At 66.1% G+C, this 18,072-nt stretch carries 20 protein-coding genes; 5 read left to right on the plus strand and 15 right to left on the minus strand.

Going from position 1 to position 18,072, the window contains the following annotated elements; genetic code table 11:
• Positions 1 to 49 precede the first annotated feature (49 nt).
• Positions 50 to 481: a Fur family transcriptional regulator gene (locus C7T96_RS02375; RefSeq protein ID WP_106569550.1), complete on the minus strand. Its 432-nt coding sequence runs from the start codon at positions 479 to 481 to the stop codon at positions 50 to 52.
• Between the two features lie 157 nt (positions 482 to 638).
• Here C7T96_RS02375 and C7T96_RS02380 point away from each other — a divergent pair, with 157 nt between their 5' ends.
• From C7T96_RS02380 to C7T96_RS02395, 4 genes are read left to right on the plus strand one after another with little or no spacing between them, the layout of a single operon-like run.
• A complete protein-coding gene (locus tag C7T96_RS02380) occupies positions 639 to 1,532 on the plus strand; it encodes a metal ABC transporter substrate-binding protein (protein ID WP_106569551.1) in 894 nt (297 codons plus the stop codon).
• Positions 1,529 to 2,476 carry a manganese/iron ABC transporter ATP-binding protein gene (locus C7T96_RS02385; RefSeq protein ID WP_106569552.1) on the plus strand — a complete coding sequence of 316 codons (948 nt, stop codon included), beginning with the start codon at positions 1,529 to 1,531 and terminating at the stop codon, positions 2,474 to 2,476. Before C7T96_RS02380 ends, C7T96_RS02385 begins: the two co-directional genes overlap by 4 nt.
• Positions 2,473 to 3,336 (plus strand): metal ABC transporter permease, encoded by an 864-nt coding sequence (locus tag C7T96_RS02390; RefSeq protein WP_106569553.1) that lies wholly within the window; start codon positions 2,473 to 2,475, stop codon positions 3,334 to 3,336. Before C7T96_RS02385 ends, C7T96_RS02390 begins: the two co-directional genes overlap by 4 nt.
• Positions 3,333 to 4,211 (plus strand): metal ABC transporter permease, encoded by an 879-nt coding sequence (locus C7T96_RS02395; RefSeq protein ID WP_106569554.1) that lies wholly within the window; start codon positions 3,333 to 3,335, stop codon positions 4,209 to 4,211. The genes C7T96_RS02390 and C7T96_RS02395 overlap by 4 nt, the downstream gene beginning before the upstream one ends.
• Here the strand turns inward: C7T96_RS02395 and C7T96_RS23805 are convergent.
• On the minus strand, positions 4,193 to 4,378 hold the full coding sequence (locus tag C7T96_RS23805) for a hypothetical protein (RefSeq protein WP_146149129.1): 186 nt from the start codon (positions 4,376 to 4,378) through the stop codon (positions 4,193 to 4,195). The genes C7T96_RS02395 and C7T96_RS23805 overlap by 19 nt on opposite strands.
• Before the next feature lie 237 nt (positions 4,379 to 4,615).
• The gene (locus tag C7T96_RS02400; protein WP_106569555.1) at positions 4,616 to 4,825 is read right to left on the minus strand and encodes a hypothetical protein; all 210 of its coding nucleotides are present in this window, start codon (positions 4,823 to 4,825) and stop codon (positions 4,616 to 4,618) included.
• A 301-nt stretch (positions 4,826 to 5,126) separates the two neighbouring features.
• Between C7T96_RS02400 and C7T96_RS02405 the strand changes: the two genes are divergently transcribed.
• Positions 5,127 to 5,654 carry a GNAT family N-acetyltransferase gene (locus tag C7T96_RS02405; protein ID WP_158264289.1) on the plus strand — a complete coding sequence of 176 codons (528 nt, stop codon included), beginning with the start codon at positions 5,127 to 5,129 and terminating at the stop codon, positions 5,652 to 5,654.
• 21 nt (positions 5,655 to 5,675) lie between these two features.
• On the opposite strand, the gene C7T96_RS02410 is transcribed toward C7T96_RS02405, so the two are convergent.
• The 12 genes from C7T96_RS02410 to C7T96_RS02465 form a co-directional block, all read right to left on the minus strand.
• Positions 5,676 to 6,008, minus strand: a complete 333-nt coding sequence (locus C7T96_RS02410; RefSeq protein ID WP_106569557.1) for a hypothetical protein — start codon at positions 6,006 to 6,008, stop codon at positions 5,676 to 5,678.
• Positions 6,009 to 6,114: 106 nt separating this feature from the next.
• Positions 6,115 to 6,804 carry a L,D-transpeptidase gene (locus C7T96_RS02415; protein WP_106569558.1) on the minus strand — a complete coding sequence of 230 codons (690 nt, stop codon included), beginning with the start codon at positions 6,802 to 6,804 and terminating at the stop codon, positions 6,115 to 6,117.
• Entirely contained in the window at positions 6,789 to 7,736 is a 948-nt protein-coding gene (locus C7T96_RS02420) for a glycine betaine ABC transporter substrate-binding protein (RefSeq protein ID WP_106569963.1), read from the minus strand. The genes C7T96_RS02415 and C7T96_RS02420 overlap by 16 nt, the downstream gene beginning before the upstream one ends.
• A gap of 184 nt (positions 7,737 to 7,920) precedes the next feature.
• Complete coding sequence (glpK, locus tag C7T96_RS02425; protein ID WP_106569559.1) at positions 7,921 to 9,411, minus strand: glycerol kinase GlpK; 1,491 nt, start codon at positions 9,409 to 9,411, stop codon at positions 7,921 to 7,923.
• Positions 9,412 to 9,521: 110 nt separating this feature from the next.
• Positions 9,522 to 11,243: an ABC transporter substrate-binding protein gene (locus C7T96_RS02430; protein WP_106569560.1), complete on the minus strand. Its 1,722-nt coding sequence runs from the start codon at positions 11,241 to 11,243 to the stop codon at positions 9,522 to 9,524.
• Between the two features lie 68 nt (positions 11,244 to 11,311).
• Complete coding sequence (locus tag C7T96_RS02435) at positions 11,312 to 11,578, minus strand: DUF2160 family membrane protein (RefSeq protein WP_338036300.1); 267 nt, start codon at positions 11,576 to 11,578, stop codon at positions 11,312 to 11,314.
• Positions 11,579 to 11,718: 140 nt separating this feature from the next.
• A complete protein-coding gene (locus C7T96_RS02440; protein ID WP_106569964.1) occupies positions 11,719 to 12,573 on the minus strand; it encodes a carbohydrate ABC transporter permease in 855 nt (284 codons plus the stop codon).
• Between the two features lie 22 nt (positions 12,574 to 12,595).
• Positions 12,596 to 13,462, minus strand: coding sequence for a sugar ABC transporter permease (locus C7T96_RS02445; protein WP_106569562.1), 867 nt, complete (start codon positions 13,460 to 13,462; stop codon positions 12,596 to 12,598).
• Positions 13,459 to 14,550: an ABC transporter ATP-binding protein gene (locus C7T96_RS02450; RefSeq protein WP_106569563.1), complete on the minus strand. Its 1,092-nt coding sequence runs from the start codon at positions 14,548 to 14,550 to the stop codon at positions 13,459 to 13,461. The genes C7T96_RS02445 and C7T96_RS02450 overlap by 4 nt, the downstream gene beginning before the upstream one ends.
• Positions 14,537 to 15,643, minus strand: coding sequence for an ABC transporter ATP-binding protein (locus C7T96_RS02455; RefSeq protein ID WP_106569564.1), 1,107 nt, complete (start codon positions 15,641 to 15,643; stop codon positions 14,537 to 14,539). Before C7T96_RS02455 ends, C7T96_RS02450 begins: the two co-directional genes overlap by 14 nt.
• A gap of 14 nt (positions 15,644 to 15,657) precedes the next feature.
• Positions 15,658 to 17,187, minus strand: coding sequence for a glycerol-3-phosphate dehydrogenase (gene glpD, locus C7T96_RS02460; RefSeq protein ID WP_245414042.1), 1,530 nt, complete (start codon positions 17,185 to 17,187; stop codon positions 15,658 to 15,660).
• 109 nt (positions 17,188 to 17,296) lie between these two features.
• The gene (locus C7T96_RS02465) at positions 17,297 to 18,061 is read right to left on the minus strand and encodes a DeoR/GlpR family DNA-binding transcription regulator (protein ID WP_106569566.1); all 765 of its coding nucleotides are present in this window, start codon (positions 18,059 to 18,061) and stop codon (positions 17,297 to 17,299) included.
• Positions 18,062 to 18,072 lie beyond the last annotated feature (11 nt).

Genomic DNA, 18,072 nt, shown 5'->3' on the forward strand with positions numbered 1-18,072 from the left:
AAACCCGGCCTCGGCTGGTTTTACGGGTGCTGGACCACGGGCGGAAAACTCATGCGGAGCGCCTCTTGCGGCCGTAAAGCTCCAGTTTGTGGTGCAGGATGTCGTAGCCCAGTTCGCGCGCGATCTCGTCCTGCAGTTTCTCGATCTTGTCGGAGCGGAACTCGATCACGTCGCCGGTCTCGACGTCGATCAGATGGTCGTGATGCTCCTCGCCGGCATGTTCGAACCGCGACGGCCCGCCGGCGAAGGCGTGGCGCTGGATCGTGCCGTGCTCCTCCAAAAGCTTCATCGTCCGGTAGACGGTCGACAGGGAGATGTTTTTGTCCTCCTGCACCGCGCGGCGAAAAATCTCGTAGGCGTCGGGATGGTCGTCGGTTTCGGAAACGATTCGCAGGATGATGCGGCGCGGGCGCGTGATGCGGATGCCGGCCTTGCGCAGCTCCGCCTCGTGGTCGATCCGTCCTGTCGCGTTCTTCGTCATGGCCGGACTATGGTCCAGATGACAATCAGTTGCAAATGGCACGCGGCACCGTCCCATGTTTTTTATTGCAAACGATTTGCATTTGCATTGACAGGCGAAATCGGGACGCTATTGTCGCGGCCGACATCACGCTTGCCGATCCGAACTGGAGACATGAATGCGTCTGACCGCCCTGGCCTTTACCACGTTTATTTCCATCGCCGGCGCCCTGCCCGGCGCGGCCGCCGCCGCCGAACGCCTGAAAGTCGTGACCACCTTCACGGTGATCGCCGACATGGCCCGCAACGTCGCCGGCGAGGCCGCCGACGTGGTGTCGATCACCAAGCCGGGCGCCGAAATCCACAATTACCAGCCCACGCCGGGCGACATCCTCAAGGCGCAGGACGCCGATCTCATCTTGTGGAACGGCCTCAATCTCGAATTGTGGTTCGAACGCTTCTTCCGCAATCTGCGCGACGTGCCCGGCGTTATCGTGTCGGAGGGCGTGGAGCCGATGGGCATCGCCGAGGGCCCCTATTCCGGCAAGCCGAACCCGCATGCCTGGATGTCGCCGACCAGCGCGCTGATCTATGTCGACAATATCCGCAAGGCGCTGGTCGAACGCGACCCGCAGAACGCGGCGACCTACGACGCCAACGCGAAAACCTATGCCGACGAAATCACCGCCACCATCACGCCGATCCGCGAGCGACTGCAGCAGATTCCCGAGGAGCGGCGCTGGCTGGCCTCCAGCGAAGGCGCGTTCAGCTATCTGGCGCGTGATTTCGATCTCAAAGAGCTTTATCTTTGGCCGATCAACGCCGACAGCCAGGGAACGCCGCAGCAGATCCGCAAGGTCATCGACATCATGCGCGACAACAACGTGCCCGCGATCTTTTCCGAAAACACCGTCTCCGACAAGCCGGCCAGGCAGGTGGCGCGCGAGACCGGCGCGGCCTATGGCGGGGTACTGTACGTGGATTCGCTCAGCGAACCGGACGGGCCGGTGCCGACCTATCTCGACCTGTTGCGGGTGACAACCGAGACGATCGCCGAGGGGCTTTCGGAATGAATCTGGCCGCACTGCCCGAAACCAGGACACGCGCCGGCCAAAGCGGTCTTGTCGCCGACAAGGTCACCGTGACCTACCGCAACGGCCACACCGCGCTGTTCGACGTCGATTTCGCCATCCCCCGGGGCACGATCACCGCGCTGGTGGGCGTCAACGGCAGCGGCAAGTCGACGCTGTTCAAGGCGATCATGGGGTTCGTGCCGCTCGCCCGGGGCTCGGTCTCCATCCTGGGCGAGCCGGCCGGCCGGGCGCTCAAGCGCAACGTGGTCGCCTATGTGCCGCAATCCGAGGAGGTCGACTGGAATTTTCCGGTCCTGGTCGAGGACGTGGTCATGATGGGCCGCTACGGTCACATGAACTTTCTGCGCCTCGCCTCGCGCCAGGACCGCCGCCTGGTCGACGCCGCGCTCGAGCGCGTCGGCATGAGCGCCTTTCGCAAGCGCCAGATCGGCGAACTCTCCGGCGGGCAGAAAAAGCGCGTCTTCCTGGCGCGCGCGCTCGCCCAGGAGGGCGAGGTCATCCTGCTCGACGAGCCGTTTACCGGCGTCGACGTCACCACCGAGGCCACCATCGTCACGCTGTTGAAGGAACTGCGCGACGAGGGCCGCGTCATGCTGGTGTCGACCCACAATCTGGGCAGCGTGCCGGAATTCTGCGACCGCGCGATCATGATCAACCGCACGGTTCTGGCCGCCGGACCGACCGAAAAAGTCTTCACCAGGGCCAACCTCGAAGCCGCCTTCGGCGGCGTGCTGCGCCATTTCGTGCTTGGCGGCGCCGACCTGCACGACGACGCCGATACCCGCCAGGTCACCGTCATCACCGACGACGAACGCCCGTTCGTGCTTTACGGAGAAAAGGGCGAGGACGGCGCGCCGAGCCGGCCGACGGCGCTCGACGCCGAAACCGAAGCCGACGACACGACCGGGCAGGCGAAATCATGATCGCGACCCTGCTCGAGCCGTTTTCCTACGGCTACATGATCAACGCCATCTGGGTCAGCGCGCTGGTCGGCGGTGTATGCGCCTTCCTGTCGGCCTATCTGATGCTGAAAGGCTGGTCGCTGATCGGCGACGCGCTGTCCCACTCGATCGTGCCCGGCGTGGCCGGCGCCTATATGCTGGGCCTGCCGTTTTCGCTCGGCGCGTTCCTGTCGGGCGGGCTCGCCGCCGGCGCGATGCTGTTCTTGAACCAGCGCACCAAGCTGCGCGAGGACGCCGTCATCGGGTTGATCTTCACCTCGTTCTTCGGCCTCGGCCTGTTCATGGTCTCGCTGTCGCCTGCCTCGGTCAACATCCAGACCATCGTGCTCGGCAATATTTTGGCGATCACGCCCGGCGACACGCTGCAGCTCGTCCTGATCTCCGGCGTCTCGCTGGCCGTGCTCCTGGCCAAGTGGAAGGATTTGATGGTGGTGTTTTTCGACGAAAACCACGCCCGTTCGATCGGCCTCAACCCGTTCTGGCTCAAGGCGGTGTTTTTCACCCTGCTGTCGGCGTCCACGGTCGCCGCGCTGCAGACCGTCGGCGCCTTTTTGGTGATCGCCATGGTGGTCACGCCCGGCGCCACCGCCTATCTGCTGTGCGACCGCTTTCCGCGCCTGATCCTGGTCTCGGTCGCCATCGGCGCGCTCACCAGCCTGACCGGCGCCTATCTGTCCTATTTTCTCGACGGCGCCACCGGCGGCATCATCGTCGTCCTGCAGACGCTGGTCTTTCTTGCCGCCTTCGTCTTCGCGCCCAAGCACGGCATGCTGGCCGCCCGCCGCAAGGCGCGCGCCGTCCTGGAGGCCACGCCGTCATGATCGACACGCTGCTTTTGCCGTTCGCCTTTCCCTTCATGCAACAGGCCTTCGTCATCGCCGTGCTGGTGGCGCTGCCGATGGCCTTGTTGTCGACCTTCCTGGTGCTCAAGGGCTGGTCGCTGATGGGCGACGCGGTCTCGCACGCCGTCCTGCCGGGCGTCGTGCTGGCCTACATGGCCGGTATTTCGCTGGCCGTCGGCGCGTTCGCCGCCGGCATGGTCTGCGCCATTGCCACCGGTTTCCTCAAGGAAAACAGCCGCGTCAAGGAAGACACCGTCATGGGTGTGGTGTTTTCGGGCATGTTCGGCCTCGGCATCGTGCTTTATCTGTCGATCGAGACCGACGTGCATCTCGACCATATCCTGTTCGGCGACATGCTGGGTGTGGTGTGGGCCGACGTGGCCGAAAGCGCGGTGATCGCCGCGCTGGTGTGCGGCCTGCTCATGCTGCGCCGGCGCGACCTGCTGCTTTTGTCCTTCGACGAACAGCACGCGCGCGCCATCGGCCTGCCGGTGCGTCTGCTGCATTACGGGCTGCTCGCGGTGCTGTCGCTGACCATCGTCGGCGCGCTCAAGGCCGTCGGCATCATTTTGGCGATCGCGATGCTGATCACGCCGGGCGCCACCGCCTTCCTGTTGGCGCGCCGCTTCGGCCCGATGATGGCGATCGCGGCCCTGGTGGGGGTCTTGTCGAGCTTTTTCGGCGTCTATCTGTCGTTTTTCATCGACAGCGCGCCGGCCCCGACCATCGTGCTGTTGATGACGGCGTCCTTCCTCGCCGCCTTCGTGCGCACCCGTCTTGCGGCGGCGCGCACCGAGCGCGCGGCCGCCCGCGGCCAGGGCGCTCACGGCTCGGTTCACACACCGGACCCGTAGGGCCAGAAGATGTTCAGCATGACCACGAGAACGAAGATCGCGACGGTCTTGACCAGGGTTTTGCGTCCCTTGCTCATGCCGTCGCATGCGGATGTGTGATCGGTGATCCAGATAACGAGAAAGACGATCGCCCCCGTGGCGATCATATGAGGGATGTCGAACGTCAACGCACACTCTCCCGCCTGGTGCGTTCCCCTCGAAGTGGAAGCCGGTTCGCCGCTCGGAAACGCGTCAAAACAACAAGTCAGAACCGGTCCGCAAATCCGCGAAAAGCAGGACGGCTCCGGCACCCGGGCTTGCCGCGCGGCCGGTCGGGGTCGCGCGCCGGTACCGGACCCGGCGAAGTATAGTCATCTCCCCGAGTACGGCAAACCGCCTTCAGCGCCGACCTGGGACGGGGCGCTCTACGTCTTGCGACGTCCGCCGGCCACCGAGGAGGAAATCGCGGAAATGGAATCGCTGGCGGGAAACGTGTCCTCCAGCCCTTCCTGCAGTTCCTCTTCCAGATTTTCGGCAAGATCGTTGCCGCCGGCGGCGCGCGCCTTGCGGAAGGCGTCGGCGGCCGGCGAGGCGCGCGGCGTTTCGGGTTTTCGGACGGGCTTCTTGCCGGACATGGGCCTCTCCTTCGCAACGACGCGGCTACGGCGTTAAGATAGGCCGCGCGCGCATCGTTACCAAGGCCTGTCCGTCAAAGCGGCTGCCGGCGGGCCTGTCGGGAACTTTACGCGCCGGTCGCGCGTTGGATCGCGTCTGGCCTCTTTTTGTCAGGACAGGCAACGGCCGGCAGCGCCATTCGCCCCCTCGCGGCGCTGCCGGTCCCCCGTGCACAACTCCGTACGGGCCGCGCGGCGAAGAGGCGTGATGCCGGCGCGGCAAAGGCGCGTTATCATCGCCGCCGGCCAGCGGGACGAAACGATGGGCGAGAAGCGGCGCGACGAGGAAAGCGGCACGGTCACGGTGCGCCCGGCAACGGCGGCCGACAGCGCGGCGATATCCGATCTCCTGGCGCGCTCCTACCCTGCCGCCTATGCCGGCTGGTACGAAGCGGGTCTGCTTGCCCGCGCCCTGCCCTTCATGACCCGCGCCAATCCCGGCCTGATCGCGTCCGGCACCTTCCATGTCGCCTTTTTGAACGGGCGGCTTGCCGGCTGCGGCGGCTGGTCGCCCTGCGCGCCCGACGGACGGGAACGGGCCGGCACGGCGCATCTGCGCCATTTCGCCGTCGACCCGGCAGCGATGCGCCGCGGTCTCGGGCGCGCGCTTTACCGGCGCTGCCGCGACGAGGCCCGCGCGCGCGGCTTCACGCGCTTGGAATGCCAGTCGAGCCTGCCGGCCGAGGCGTTCTACCGCCGGCTCGGCTTCGCGCGCGTCGCGGCGAGCACCATCGTACTGCCGGACGGCACGGCATTTGCCGGCGTGCTGATGCGGGCCGCGATCGCCTGAGCGTCCCGCCGCAGGCGCCGATCACACCGGCTGCACGGATTTCACGTTGCCGTCGCTGTCGACGATGCAGCTCGTGCGCTGGCCGTTGGCGTCGACCTCGACCTGATAATTCTGCGAATCGAGCTGGCGCGAGGAGACCGGCAACACCTTGTCGCCCGGCGCGCCGGTGGCCTCGGCGGCCGCCCCCGCGCACAGCAACTGCAAATCGGCCGGTGCGGTGTTGAGCGTGGTGCGCGCGCGCTGGTCGGGTTCGGGATCGCTGGTCGCGCATGCCGAAAGCGCAACCGCCAGGGCGGCTGTCGCCAGCGCCGCCGACACCGACCTCGCCCGGCCCGATCTTGCTGTGTGCTGCATTGTCCCCTCTCGCGGCCTGTTTTGCCTGTCTGCCTTGCGGCCGCCTTCTGCATGGCGCTCCGCCGTGTCGGGTCCGCACGGCACAACCCGTCTCGCGAACCCGGCCTCACACGCCCTTGTAGAGCGCGGCCCCCTGCATCAGCACGATCACCTTGGCGCCGACTTCGATCCGTTCGTGCAGATGGACGATGTCGTCATTGTTCATGCGGATGCAGCCCGACGACACGTCGAGGCCGATCGTCCACGGTTCCGGCGTGCCGTGAATGCGGTAGATCGTGTCGCGGCCGCCCTCATAGAGATAGAGCGCGCGCGCGCCGAGCGGATTGTTCGGTCCGCCGGGCATGCCGCCGGCCCATTTGGCCGCGTTCGGGTCGCGCGCCACCATCTCGGCCGGCGGCGTCCAGGTCGGCCATTCCGCAGTGCGCCCGATCTTGACGATGCCCGCCCAGCCGAACCCCTCGCGGCCGACGCCGATCCCGTAGCGGATCGCCTGGTGGCCGGGCTGGACCAGATAGAGAAAATGCTGGTTGCCGTCGATGATGATGGTGCCTGGCCTCTCGGCGGTACGGAATTTCACCACCTGGCGCCGGAAGGCTTCCGGCACCTGCTTGTGCGCGGCATAATATTTATGCGCCTTCTTGCGGTCGTAATCGATCCATTTGCGGGTGATGGGATCGAAGATCTGGGTTTGCGCGGCGACCACGGCCACGCTGGCCAGCCCGAGCGCGGCCGCCAGCAGCGCCACCGCCACCGGGCGCCGGGAAAAGGTTCTGCTCACGCTCATGGTTTGGCCCATCCCTTCACCCGCTGCTCATGCGCGCCGATCCACTGCGCGGCCAGCGCCTGCGGTTCGACGCGGTCGACCTGCAGCGCATAGGTCATCGCCGTGATCTCGGCCGGCGTGAAATCGATCTTTTCCAGAAACGCGGCGATCTCGGGCCGCTGCGTTGCCAGCGCCGTGGCGTAGGCGATGTGGAAATGGGCGATGTTCCAGGCGACCGGCGCGCTCGATTTGGAAATCCACAGCGGGTCCTCGGCCGGCGAGACGATGTTCCATTTCGTCCGGTCGAAATCCGGCTCGCTCAGCCGCACGATATCGTGCAGCTTGAAGACGTGATGCGGCGCGTAGCAGGCAAACACCATCGGCCGTGCTGTCGCGACCGCGGCGTCGACGGCGGCCATGCCGACATCCTCCTCGGCCTCGACCAGCGTCAGGTTCTTGGCATAGCCGTAGCTGTTGGCGCGTACCTTCTCGATGCCGGTCGACGACCAGGTCGCCGCGCCGACCCACATCTCGCCCTGCCCGTCGCCGTCGGTATCGAGGATCGCGGTCTTTTCGGGGTCGCTCAGATCCTTGACGTCGCGCAGGCCGGCCGCCGCCGCATCGGGCGTGGCGCACAGGCCCTGCCAGGCCGGCACGCCGAAAAGGCTCACCGTCACGCTGCCGCGATCGGCGGCGTAGCGCTTGATCAGATCGTCCAGATTGGGGCGCCAGACTTCGGGGTGAATGTCGACCTCGCCCGAATCCAGCCCGGCAAACGCCGTCAGCGTGCCGAGTTCGCGAGTCTCGACATCGAGGCCGAACTCGCGCTCGATCGCCGCCGACACGATATGGGCGGTGGCCCGCCCGGACGGCCAGTTGGGTTCGGCGACCACCAAATCCGCCGCCAGGCCGGGCCCGGCGAGTGCGAAAAACGAGGCCAGGGCCGAAACCGCCGCAGCCGACATGCCAATCCGCATCTGCTCCATCCTCCGATCCCCAAAGGGTAGGTTCGGGACGCGGCATGTCAAGCCGCTTGCGGCGATGGCGGGGTTTTGCCTTTGGTAGCGGAAAAGATCGCCTCGGGCTTGTTCCGAAACAGCAATTGTGACGGCTGCGCCGCGCGCGGGCCGAGGGTCGGGGGCCCTGCCCCTAGCGCGACAGCGTGCGTTTGACCGCGTCCGTCCAGCCGCGGATCTTGCGCTTGCGTTCGGCCGCCTCCATGCGCGGCTCGAAACGGCGGTCGAGCGCCCAACTGGCGGCGAAGGCCTGCGCGTTCGGCCACGCGCCGGCCTGCGAGCCGGCCAGCCACGCCGCCCCGAGCGCGGTGGTTTCCAGGATCTGCGGCCGGTCGACGGCCGCGTCGAGAATGTCGGCCAGACACTGCATCGTCCAGTCGGAGGCGACCATGCCGCCGTCGACCCGCAGCACGGTCTGCGAGGCGCCCGCCTTCCAGTCCTTGCGCATCGCCTGCAAAAGGTCGCGGGTCTGGTAGGCGACCGATTCCAGCACCGCGCGCGCCAGTTCCGCCGGTCCCGAATTGCGCGTCAGGCCGAAAATCGCCCCGCGCGCGTCGGCGTCCCAGTGCGGCGCGCCGAGCCCGACAAAGGCGGGCACCACATAGACGTGCTGGGTCGGGTCGGCCTGCGCGGCGAGTTTTCCGGTCTCCTCCGCCTTGTCGATGATTTTTAGCCCGTCGCGCAGCCATTGCACGGCCGCGCCGGCGATGAAGATCGAGCCCTCCAGCGCATAGGTGGTACGGCCGTCGAGCCGGTAGGCGATGGTGGTCAGGAGCCGGTTCTTCGAGCGCACCATGTCGGCGCCGGTGTTGAGCAGCGCGAAACAGCCGGTGCCGTAGGTCGACTTCATCATGCCCGGCTCGAAACAGGCCTGGCCGATCGTCGCCGCCTGCTGGTCGCCGGCCACGCCGCGGATCGGGATTTCGGCGCCGAACAAATCCTTGCGCGTCGCGCCGAAATCGTCGGCGCAGTCCTTGACGGTCGGCAGCATGGCGGCGGGAATGCCCAGAATTTCGAGCAGCTCGTCGTCCCAGCGATTGTCGGCGATGTTGTAGACCAGCGTGCGCGAGGCGTTGGTGGCGTCGGTGGCGTGCACGGTGCCGCCGGTCAGCCGCCAGATCAGGAAACTGTCGATCGTGCCCGCCAGAAGCTCGCCGCGCTCGGCGCGGGCGCGCGCGCCCTTCACCTTGTCGAGCAGCCAGGCGATCTTGGTGCCGGAAAAATAGGGGTCGAGCAGCAGCCCGGTCTTTTGGGTGAATGTCGGCTCCAGCCGCTTCTTCTTCAGCCGCGCGCATAAAGGCGCCGTGCGCCGGTCCTGCCACACGATCGCGTTGTGGATCGGTTCCCCGGTCGCCTTGTCCCACACCACCACGGTCTCGCGCTGGTTGGTGATGCCGATCGCGGCGATGTCGCCGGCCGCGAGCCCGGCCTTTTCCAGCGCCGTCTTGACCGTGGACACCACGGTCGCCCAGATGTCCTCGGGGTCGTGCTCGACCCAGCCCGACGCCGGATAATGCTGGGCGAACTCCTCCTGGCCGATCGCGACGATCTTCATGTCGGCGTCGAAGACGATGGCGCGCGAGGAGGTGGTGCCCTGGTCGATGGCGAGAATATGTCTGCTCATGGAACGGTCGTATCACATGCAAGTTGAAGGACGCAGCCCCCGCCGGGTCGCCCGGCGCGGGACAGGAACGGGGGCGGCCATGCCGCCCCCGTCCGCCGGCTGGACCGGACTTACTGCCAGCTCTTGACCAGATCGTCGTAATTGACGGTCTGCGGCTGTTCCTTCTCGTTCTCGACCTTGAGCTGCGGCGCCAGGTTGCCCTTTTCGACCGCGTCCTTGTTCCAGTACTCGAGATCGTGCTCCTCGGCGAGCTTGGGGCCGAACTCGCCCTGCACGCCGGCCCGTTCCAGGCGTTCCAGAACCCGCTCCTGCTCCGCGCACAGCGAATCCATCGCCTCCTGGGCCGATTTGGCGCCCGACGAGGCATCGCCGATCGCCTGCCACCAGAGCTGCGCCAGCTTGGGATAGTCGGGCACGTTGGTGCCGGTCGGCGACCATTGCAGCCGCGCCGGCGAGCGGTAGAACTCGATCAGGCCGCCGAGCTTGGGCGCGCGGTCGGTGAAGCTCTCATGATCGAGCGTCGACTGGCGGATGAAGGTCAGGCCGACATGGCTCTTCTTCACGTCGACGGTCTTCGAGGTCACGAACTGGGCGTAGAGCCAGGCCGCCTTGGCGCGGTCGTCGGGCGTCGACTTCATCAGCGTCCAGGAACCGGCGTCCTGATAGCCGAGCTTCATGCCGTCCTTCCAGTAGACGCCGTGCGGCGACGGGGCGAAGCGCCATTTCGGCGTGCCGTCCTCGTTGACCACCGGCAGCCCGTCCTTGACCATGTCGGCGGTGAAGGCGGTGTACATGAACATCTGCTGGGCGATCTCGCCCTGGGCCGGCACCGGACCGGACTCCGAGAAGGTCATGCCTTGCGCGGCGGCCGGGGCGTAGGCCTCCATCCAGTCGAGATATTTTTGGATGGCGTAGACGGCGGCCGGGCCGTTGGTGTCGCCGCCGCGGGCCACGCACGAGCCGACCGGACGCGAATTCTCGTCGACCTTGATGCCCCATTCGTCGACCGGCAGCCCGTTGGGGATGCCCTTGTCGCCGTTGCCGGCCATCGACAGCCACGCATCGGTGAACCGCCAGCCCAGCGACGGGTCCTTCTTGCCATAGTCCATATGGCCGTAGACCTTCTTGCCGTCGATCTCGCGGCCGGTGAAGAACTCGGCGATGTCCTCATAGGCCGACCAGTTGACCGGCACGCCGAGATCGTAGCCGTATTTCTCCTTGAAATCGGCCTGGTTCTTCTCGTCGTTGAACCAGTCGTAGCGGAACCAGTAGAGGTTCGCGAACTGCTGATCGGGAAGCTGGTAAAGCTTGCCGTCCGGCGCGGTGGTGAACGATTTGCCGATGAAGTCGTCGATGTCGAGGTTCGGGTTGGTGACGTCCTTGCCCTCGTTTTCCATCCAGTCGCTCAGATTGCGCGCCTGCTGGTAGCGCCAATGGGTGCCGATCAGGTCGGAATCGTTGATGTAGCCGTCATAGATGTTCTCGCCCGACTGCATCTGCGTCTGCAGCTTCTCCACCACGTCGCCCTCGCCGATCAGGTCGTGCGTGACCTTGATGCCGGTGATGGCGGTGAAGGCGGGCGCCAGCACCTTGGATTCGTATTCATGCGTGGTGATCGTTTCCGACACCACCTTGATCTCCATGCCGGCCAGCGGCTCGGCGGCGTCGATGAACCATTGCATCTCGGCTTCCTGCCCGGCGCGGTCGAGCGTCGACATGTCGCCGATCTCGGCGTCGAGGAAGGCCTTGGCGGCCTCCATGTCGGCGAAAGCCGGCCCCGCCGTCAAAAGCAGCGCCAGCGCCGCGGTCGATGTCATCAAATGGCGTCTCATCAATTCCTCCCAAGGTTACCGATGAAATCCGAACGCGGGCCTTGCGCCCGGCCGGTCAGTTCCCCGCCCTAGACGAAACGGAATACGCCGATCGCGTAGACCGCCGACAGGGCGAGAGCCCACCACAGGCCGGGTCCGACAAGACCCAGCCAAGCGAGATGGATGAAGGCGCTGCCGAGCAGCGAAACGAAAAGCCGGTCCCCGCGCGTCGTCTCGAAGCGCAGGATGCCGACGCGCGGATGGCCGCCGGGGCGCGCATATTCCCAGATCGCCATCAGCGCCAGAAACAGAAAGATGCTCAGGAAGAACAAGGCGGTCGGAAACGACCACGCCATCCACGAGCCGGGAAACAGCGAGGCCTGCCAGTCGATCGCGCCGTCCTTGACCGGCAGCCGGTTGGCCAGCAGCCAGGCGGTCGCGGCATAGGCGGCGAGCACGCCGGCCAGCGGCAGTTTCCAGTTGCGCGTGCGCTCCATCACACCCTCCCCAGGGCGAAGCCCTTGGCGATATAGTTGCGCACGAACCAGATCACGAGCGCGCCCGGGATGATGGTCAGCACGCCGGCGGCCGCCAGCACGCCCCAGTCGAGGCCGGAGGCCGACACGGTGCGCGTCATGGTCGCGGCGATCGGCTTGGCGTCGGTGGTCGTCAGCGTGCGCGCGATCAGCAGCTCGACCCACGAAAACATGAAGCAGAAGAAGGCGGCCACGCCGATGCCCGAGGCGATCAGCGGCATGAAGATCCTGACGAAGAAGCGCGGGAACGAATAGCCGTCAATATAGGCGGTCTCGTCGATCTCCTTGGGCACGCCGGACATGAAACCCTCCAGGATCCACACCGCCAGCGGCACGTTGAACAGGCAGTGCGCGATGGCCACCGCGATATGGGTGTCGATCAGGCCGAAGGCCGAATAGAGCTGGAAGAACGGCAGCGCGAACACCGCCGGCGGCGCCATGCGGTTGGTCAAAAGCCAGAAGAACAGGTGCTTGTCGCCGAGGAAGCGGTAGCGCGAGAACGCATAGGCCGCCGGCAGCGCCACGGTGACCGAGATCACCGTGTTCAAGACCACGTAGATGATCGAGTTGATGTAGCCCGAATACCAGGACGGATCGGTGAAGATCACGGCGTAGTTGCGCAGCGTCGGCTCCTGCGGCCACAGCGAAAACGCGCCGAGGATTTCCTGGTTGGTCTTGAAGCTCATATTGGCGAGCCAGTAGATCGGCAGCATCAAAAAGACGATGTAGAGCGTGGGCACCAGCCAGGCGAAGCGCGCGCGCTCGCCGCGCCGGCGGATGCGCGCGGCCGCGGCCGGGGCGCGGCTTGCGGTCATCGTGTTGTCGGTCGCGGCCATCTCACTTCTCCGCGTCGTAATTGGTCATGACGGTGTAGAACACCCACGACAAAAGCAGGATGATCAGGAAGTAGATCAGCGACATCGCCGCTGCCGGTCCGAGGTCGAACTGACCGATCGCCATCTTGACCAGGTCGATCGACAAAAACGTCGTCGAATTGCCCGGCCCGCCGCCGGTGACGACGAACGGCTCGGTGTAGATCATGAAGGAATCCATGAAGCGCAGCAGGATGGCGATGGTCAAAACCCGCTTCATCTTCGGCAGTTGGATGTAGCGGAACACCGCCCAGCGCGAGGCGCCGTCGATGCGCGCGGCCTGGTAATAGGCGTCGGGAATGGAGACCAGGCCGGCATAACACAACAGCACCACCAGGCTGGTCCAGTGCCACACATCCATCACGATCACCGTGATCCAGGCGTCGAACGGGTCGTTGACGTAATTGTAGTCGATGCCCAGCGCCCAGGTGGCCCGGCCGAGAAGGCCGATATCGATGCGGCCGAAGACCTGCCAGATCGTGCCGACCACGTTCCAGGGAATGAGCAGCGGCAAGGCCATCAGCACCAGGCACACCGACACGCCCCAGCCCCGGCGCGGCATGTTGAGCGCGATCAGGATACCGAGCGGCACCTCGATGGCCAAAATGATCGCCGAAAACACCAGATTGCGGCCCATCGCGGCCCAGAACCGGTCCGACGACAATATTTCCTCGAACCATTCCGTGCCCGCCCAGAAGAACTGGTTGCCGCCGAACGTGTCCTGGACCGAATAATTGACCACCGTCATCAGCGGGATCGCGGCAGAAAACGCCACCAGCGCCAGCACCGGCAGCACCAGGAACCAGGCCTTGTTGTTCCAGGGCTTGTTCATGCCGTTTCTCCCTCGGCCGCGTTGTCGTAGTCGACGCGCCAGGAGCCGGCATAGATGTTGATGCCCTCGGGCGCGAAGCTGACGCGCGGCTCGGCCGGAATCTCGCCGTCCTCCGGCAGAACCGCCGCCAACGCGTGGCCGTCGACCACGGCGCGCACGATCTTCTGGCGGCCGATATCCTCGACCTTCTGGATCGTCGCCGGCATGCCCTGGCGGCCGATGCGGACGAATTCGGGCCGCACGCCGAGCTCGATCGCCCCGCCCATCGGCGTTTTCGGGATGCCGGGCAGCTCGATGGTTTCGTCGCCGAAGCGCGCCTGGCGGCCGGCCACCGAGACCGGCATCACGTTCATGCCCGGCGAGCCGATGAAATAGCCGACGAAGGTGTGCCTGGGCCGCTTGAACAGATCGGCCGGCGTGCCGATCTGGACGATCTCGCCCTCATACATCACCACGACGGAATCGGCGAAGGTCAGCGCCTCGGTCTGGTCGTGCGTGACATAGACCATGGTGTGGCCGAACCGCTTGTGCAGCAGCTTGAGCTGCGAGCGCAGCACCCATTTCATATGCGGGTCGATCACCGTTAGCGGCTCGTCGAACAGGATGGCGTTGACGTCGGAGCGCACCAGGCCGCGGCCGAGCGAGATTTTCTGCTTCTGGTCGGCGGTCATGCCCTGGGCCTTGCGGTGGGCCCAGTCGTTCAGGTCGATCATGTCGAGCGTCTCGCGCACCTTGCGCTCGACCTCGGCCTCGCCGACGCCGCGATTGCGCAGCGGAAAGGCGAGATTGTCGTAGACCGTCATCGTGTCGTAGACGACCGGGAACTGGAACACCTGGGCGATGTTGCGCGCTTCGGTCGGGTAGTGCGAGACGTCCTCGCCGTCGAACAGAAGCCGGCCTTCGGACGCGTGCAGCAGCCCGGAGATGATGTTGAGCAAGGTCGTCTTGCCGCAGCCCGACGGGCCGAGCAGCGCGTAGGCGCCGCCATCCTTGAAGACGTGGTGCACTTCCTTCAGCGCGTAGTCGTCGTCGCTCGCCGGCTGGGCGAGATAGGAGTGGCGGATATGGTCGAGTTCAATCCTGGCCATCGTGTCCTCCCCGCCCCGCCCCTGTGTCGACGCCGGCCACCGTGCGGCCGTGCGCGTCGAAGATCATCACGTGGCGCGTGTCGATGAACGCCCTGATCTGGCTGCCGACCTCGAAATCATGAATGCCGGGCGCCAGCATCACCCAGCTCTGGCCGGCGAAATCGAGATGCACGAAGCTTTCCGAGCCGGTGAGTTCGGTCACCGTCACCGTCGCCGTCAGTTCGCCGGCCTCCGGCGACGGGCTTTGCAGCGTCAGATGGTGGGGACGGAAACCGGCGCGATAGGCGCCGTCGGCGAGTGCTGCAAACCCGTCGACGGCTTTCAGGCGCACGCCGTCGCCGAGTTCGAAGGCCGCGCCCGTCTTGACCACGTCGATCGTGTTGAGCGGCGGATCGGAAAAGGTTTGCGCGGTGACGAGGTCGACCGGGTTGCGGAACACCTCGATCGTCGGGCCGAACTGCGTCACCCGGCCCTGCGACAGCGTGGCGGTGTTGCCGCCCAGAAGCAGCGCCTCGTGCGGCTCGGTGGTGGCGTAGACGAAGATCGCGCCGGATTCGGCAAAAATCTTCGGCAGTTCGTCGCGCAGTTCCTCGCGCAGCTTGTAGTCCAGGTTGGCGAGCGGCTCGTCGAGCAGCACCAGGCCGGCATTCTTGACCATCGCGCGCGCCAGCGCGGTGCGCTGCTGCTGCCCGCCCGACAAATTGAGCGGGGTGCGGTCGAGATAGGGCGACAGACGCAACAGCTCGGCCGCGCGGCGCACCTCCTTGTCGATCCGGTCGGCGGCGGCGCCGGCCACCCTCAGCGGCGAGGCGATGTTTTCGTAGACCGTCATCGCCGGATAGTTGATGAATTGCTGGTAGACCATGGCGACGTTGCGCTTTTGCACCGCGACCCCGGTCACGTCGGCGCCGTCGAACCACACGCTGCCGGCGGTCGGCACGTCGAGCCCGGCCATCAGCCGCATCAGCGTCGTCTTGCCGGCGAGCGTGGGGCCGAGCAGCACGTTGAGCGTGCCGCGCTCGATCGCCAGCGACACGTCGCGAATATGCGTGTCGCCGCCGACGATCTTGGACACGTTCCTCAGTTCAAGCATCCGTCCGCTCCAGCCTAGCCCGCGGCCGCACTGCCGGCCCGGCCGCCGGCCTCGTGCATGAACGCCTCCAGCGCGGCCGCCTCCTCGCCCGACAGCCGCAGCCCCCGCTTGGTCCGGCGCCACAGCACGTCCTCGGCGCTGAACGCCCATTCGTTTTCCATCAGGTAGCGCACTTCGCACTCGTAAAGGTCCGCCCCGAAACAGCGGCCCAGATCGGCCTGCGTGCGCGCGGCGCCGAGTATGACACGCGCGCGCGTGCCGTAAAGACGCACCAGGCGGCGCGCGTGCGCGGCTTCCAGAAAGCCGTAATCCGCGCGCAGCCGCTCGACCTCCTCGGCAAACCCCGTGACCGGAAAATCCCCGCCGGGCAGCTTTGCGTCGGCCGTCCACGGCGCGCCCTTCTTGCCGATCCGCTCGCCGATCCGCTCCAGCATCGCCTCGGCGAGCCGGCGATAGGTGGTGATCTTGCCGCCGAAAATATTCTCCAGCGGCGCCTGGCCGTCGCCGCCCTCGCCCTTCAGCACGTAGTCGCGGGTCGCCTCCTGGGCCTTGGAGGCGCCGTCGTCGTAGAGCGGGCGCACGCCCGAATAGGTCCACACGATGTCGGCGCGGCGAACCGGCTCGGCGAAATATTCGCTGGCCGCCGCGCACAGATAGTCGATTTCCTCGTCGCTGATCGCCGCCTTGCCGGGTTCGCCGTCATAATCGCGGTCGGTGGTGCCGATCAGCGTGAAATCCTCCTCGTAGGGGATGGCGAAAATGATGCGGCCGTCGCGGTTCTGGAAGAAATAGGCGCGCGGATCGTCGAATTTGCGCTTGATGACGATGTGGCTGCCCTGGACGAGCCGCACATTGGCGACGCCGTTCTTGCCGAGCGCGCCCGCCAGCACCTCGTCGACCCAGGGCCCGGCCGCGTTGACGAGCATGCGCGCGCGCAGCGTCTGCTTGAAGCCGGTGTCGCGATCCTGGGCCTCGATGCGCCAGACCGCGCCGTCGCGGGCGGCGCGCGCGATCTTGGTGCGGGTGCGGATGTCGGCGCCGCGATCGGCCGCGTCGCGGGCGTTGAGCACCACGAAGCGGGCGTCGTTGACCCAGCAGTCGGAATATTCGAAGGCGCGCGAGAACAGCGGCTTCAGCGGCTTGCCGGCCGCGTCGTGGCGCATGTCGAGCGTCCTGGTCGCCGGCAGCAATCTGCGCCCGCCGATGTGGTCGTACAAAAACAGGCCGAGCCGCAGCAGCCAGGCCGGGCGCAGGCCCTTGTGGTGCGGCAGCACGAAACGCATCGGCCAGATGATGTGCGGCGCCAGCCGCCACAGCACCTCGCGTTCCATCAGCGCCTCGCGCACCAGCCGGAACTCGTAAAACTCCAGATAACGCAGGCCGCCATGGATGAGCTTGGTCGACCACGACGAGGTGCCGCTGGCGAGATCGTTCATTTCGGCCAGAAACACCGAATAGCCGCGCCCGGCCGCGTCGCGGGCGATGCCGCAGCCATTGATGCCGCCGCCGATGACGGCGATGTCGTAGAGCCGGTCGTCGCTCAAGAAATCCTCCCGGCTTTCGCAATGCAACATAGACGCGAGACGAAAGCGTTAAAAAGAACTAAATCGAAATAAAAGCGCGTGTCAAACGAAAGTTGCCGTCAGCGTGCCGCTATTGGCCCGACTCGATCAGCCGCACCTCGGCTTCGGCGCAGATGGCGCGGATCGCCTTGAAGCCGCACTGGTCGGTGATGAAGGTGTCGACCTGCGACAGATGGCCGATGCGCACCGGCGCGGTGCGCTCGAACTTGGTCGAATCGGCGACCAGGATGACGTGGCGCGCATTGGCGATGATCGCCTGCGCGACCTTGACCTCGCGAAAGTCGAAATCCAGCAGCGCGCCGTCCTGATCGATCGCCGACGTGCCGATCACGGCATAGTCGACCTTGAACTGGCGGATGAAATCGACCGCCGCCTCGCCGACAATGCCGCCGTCCGAGCCGCGCACGACGCCGCCGGCAATCACCACCTCGATCGAGGGATAGACCCGCATCCTGTTGGCAACGTTGATATTATTGGTGATGACCATCAATCCGTTGTGATCGAGCAGCGCCCGCGACACCGCCTCCGTCGTGGTGCCGATATTGATGAACAGCGAGGCGCTGTCGGGGATCAGGCGCGCGGCAGCCCGGCCGATCGCCGCTTTCTCGTCGGCCGCGATCTTGCGCCGCGCCTCGTATTGCATGTTCTCGATGCCCGACGGGTAGAGCGCGCCGCCGTGGATGCGGGTGAGATGGCGCTGATCGCACAGATCGTTGAGATCCTTGCGGATCGTCTGCGGCGTGACGCCGAATTCCGCCGCCAGCTCCTCCACGGTGACCCGCCCGTCCTGCTTGGCCCGGTCGATGATGGCGGTGTGGCGCGGGGTCAGATACATCGGCGTTTCGT

This window comes from Nitratireductor sp. StC3 (genome assembly GCF_003015025.1).
Lineage (GTDB): Bacteria > Pseudomonadota > Alphaproteobacteria > Rhizobiales > Rhizobiaceae > Mangrovimarina > Mangrovimarina alexandrii.

Bases quoted from the DNA above. Each gene is read 5' to 3' on its own strand.
- C7T96_RS02390 (WP_106569553.1), top strand. From the start codon at position 2,473: ATGATCGCGACCCTGCTCGAGCCGTTTTCCTACGGCTACATGATCAAC.
- C7T96_RS02440 (WP_106569964.1), bottom strand. From the start codon at position 12,573: ATGACCGCAAGCCGCGCCCCGGCCGCGGCCGCGCGCATCCGCCGGCGC.
- C7T96_RS02385 (WP_106569552.1), top strand. From the start codon at position 1,529: ATGAATCTGGCCGCACTGCCCGAAACCAGGACACGCGCCGGCCAAAGC.
- C7T96_RS02430 (WP_106569560.1), bottom strand. From the start codon at position 11,243: ATGAGACGCCATTTGATGACATCGACCGCGGCGCTGGCGCTGCTTTTG.
- C7T96_RS02420 (WP_106569963.1), bottom strand. From the start codon at position 7,736: ATGTCGGCTGCGGCGGTTTCGGCCCTGGCCTCGTTTTTCGCACTCGCC.
- C7T96_RS02410 (WP_106569557.1), bottom strand. From the start codon at position 6,008: ATGCAGCACACAGCAAGATCGGGCCGGGCGAGGTCGGTGTCGGCGGCG.
- C7T96_RS02455 (WP_106569564.1), bottom strand. From the start codon at position 15,643: ATGCTTGAACTGAGGAACGTGTCCAAGATCGTCGGCGGCGACACGCAT.
- C7T96_RS02395 (WP_106569554.1), top strand. From the start codon at position 3,333: ATGATCGACACGCTGCTTTTGCCGTTCGCCTTTCCCTTCATGCAACAG.
- C7T96_RS02415 (WP_106569558.1), bottom strand. From the start codon at position 6,804: ATGGGCCAAACCATGAGCGTGAGCAGAACCTTTTCCCGGCGCCCGGTG.
- C7T96_RS02400 (WP_106569555.1), bottom strand. From the start codon at position 4,825: ATGTCCGGCAAGAAGCCCGTCCGAAAACCCGAAACGCCGCGCGCCTCG.
- C7T96_RS02380 (WP_106569551.1), top strand. From the start codon at position 639: ATGCGTCTGACCGCCCTGGCCTTTACCACGTTTATTTCCATCGCCGGC.
- C7T96_RS02465 (WP_106569566.1), bottom strand. From the start codon at position 18,061: ATGTATCTGACCCCGCGCCACACCGCCATCATCGACCGGGCCAAGCAG.
- C7T96_RS02435 (WP_338036300.1), bottom strand. From the start codon at position 11,578: ATGGCGTGGTCGTTTCCGACCGCCTTGTTCTTCCTGAGCATCTTTCTG.
- C7T96_RS02405 (WP_158264289.1), top strand. From the start codon at position 5,127: ATGGGCGAGAAGCGGCGCGACGAGGAAAGCGGCACGGTCACGGTGCGC.
- C7T96_RS02450 (WP_106569563.1), bottom strand. From the start codon at position 14,550: ATGGCCAGGATTGAACTCGACCATATCCGCCACTCCTATCTCGCCCAG.
- C7T96_RS02445 (WP_106569562.1), bottom strand. From the start codon at position 13,462: ATGAACAAGCCCTGGAACAACAAGGCCTGGTTCCTGGTGCTGCCGGTG.
- C7T96_RS02375 (WP_106569550.1), bottom strand. From the start codon at position 481: ATGACGAAGAACGCGACAGGACGGATCGACCACGAGGCGGAGCTGCGC.
- glpK (WP_106569559.1), bottom strand. From the start codon at position 9,411: ATGAGCAGACATATTCTCGCCATCGACCAGGGCACCACCTCCTCGCGC.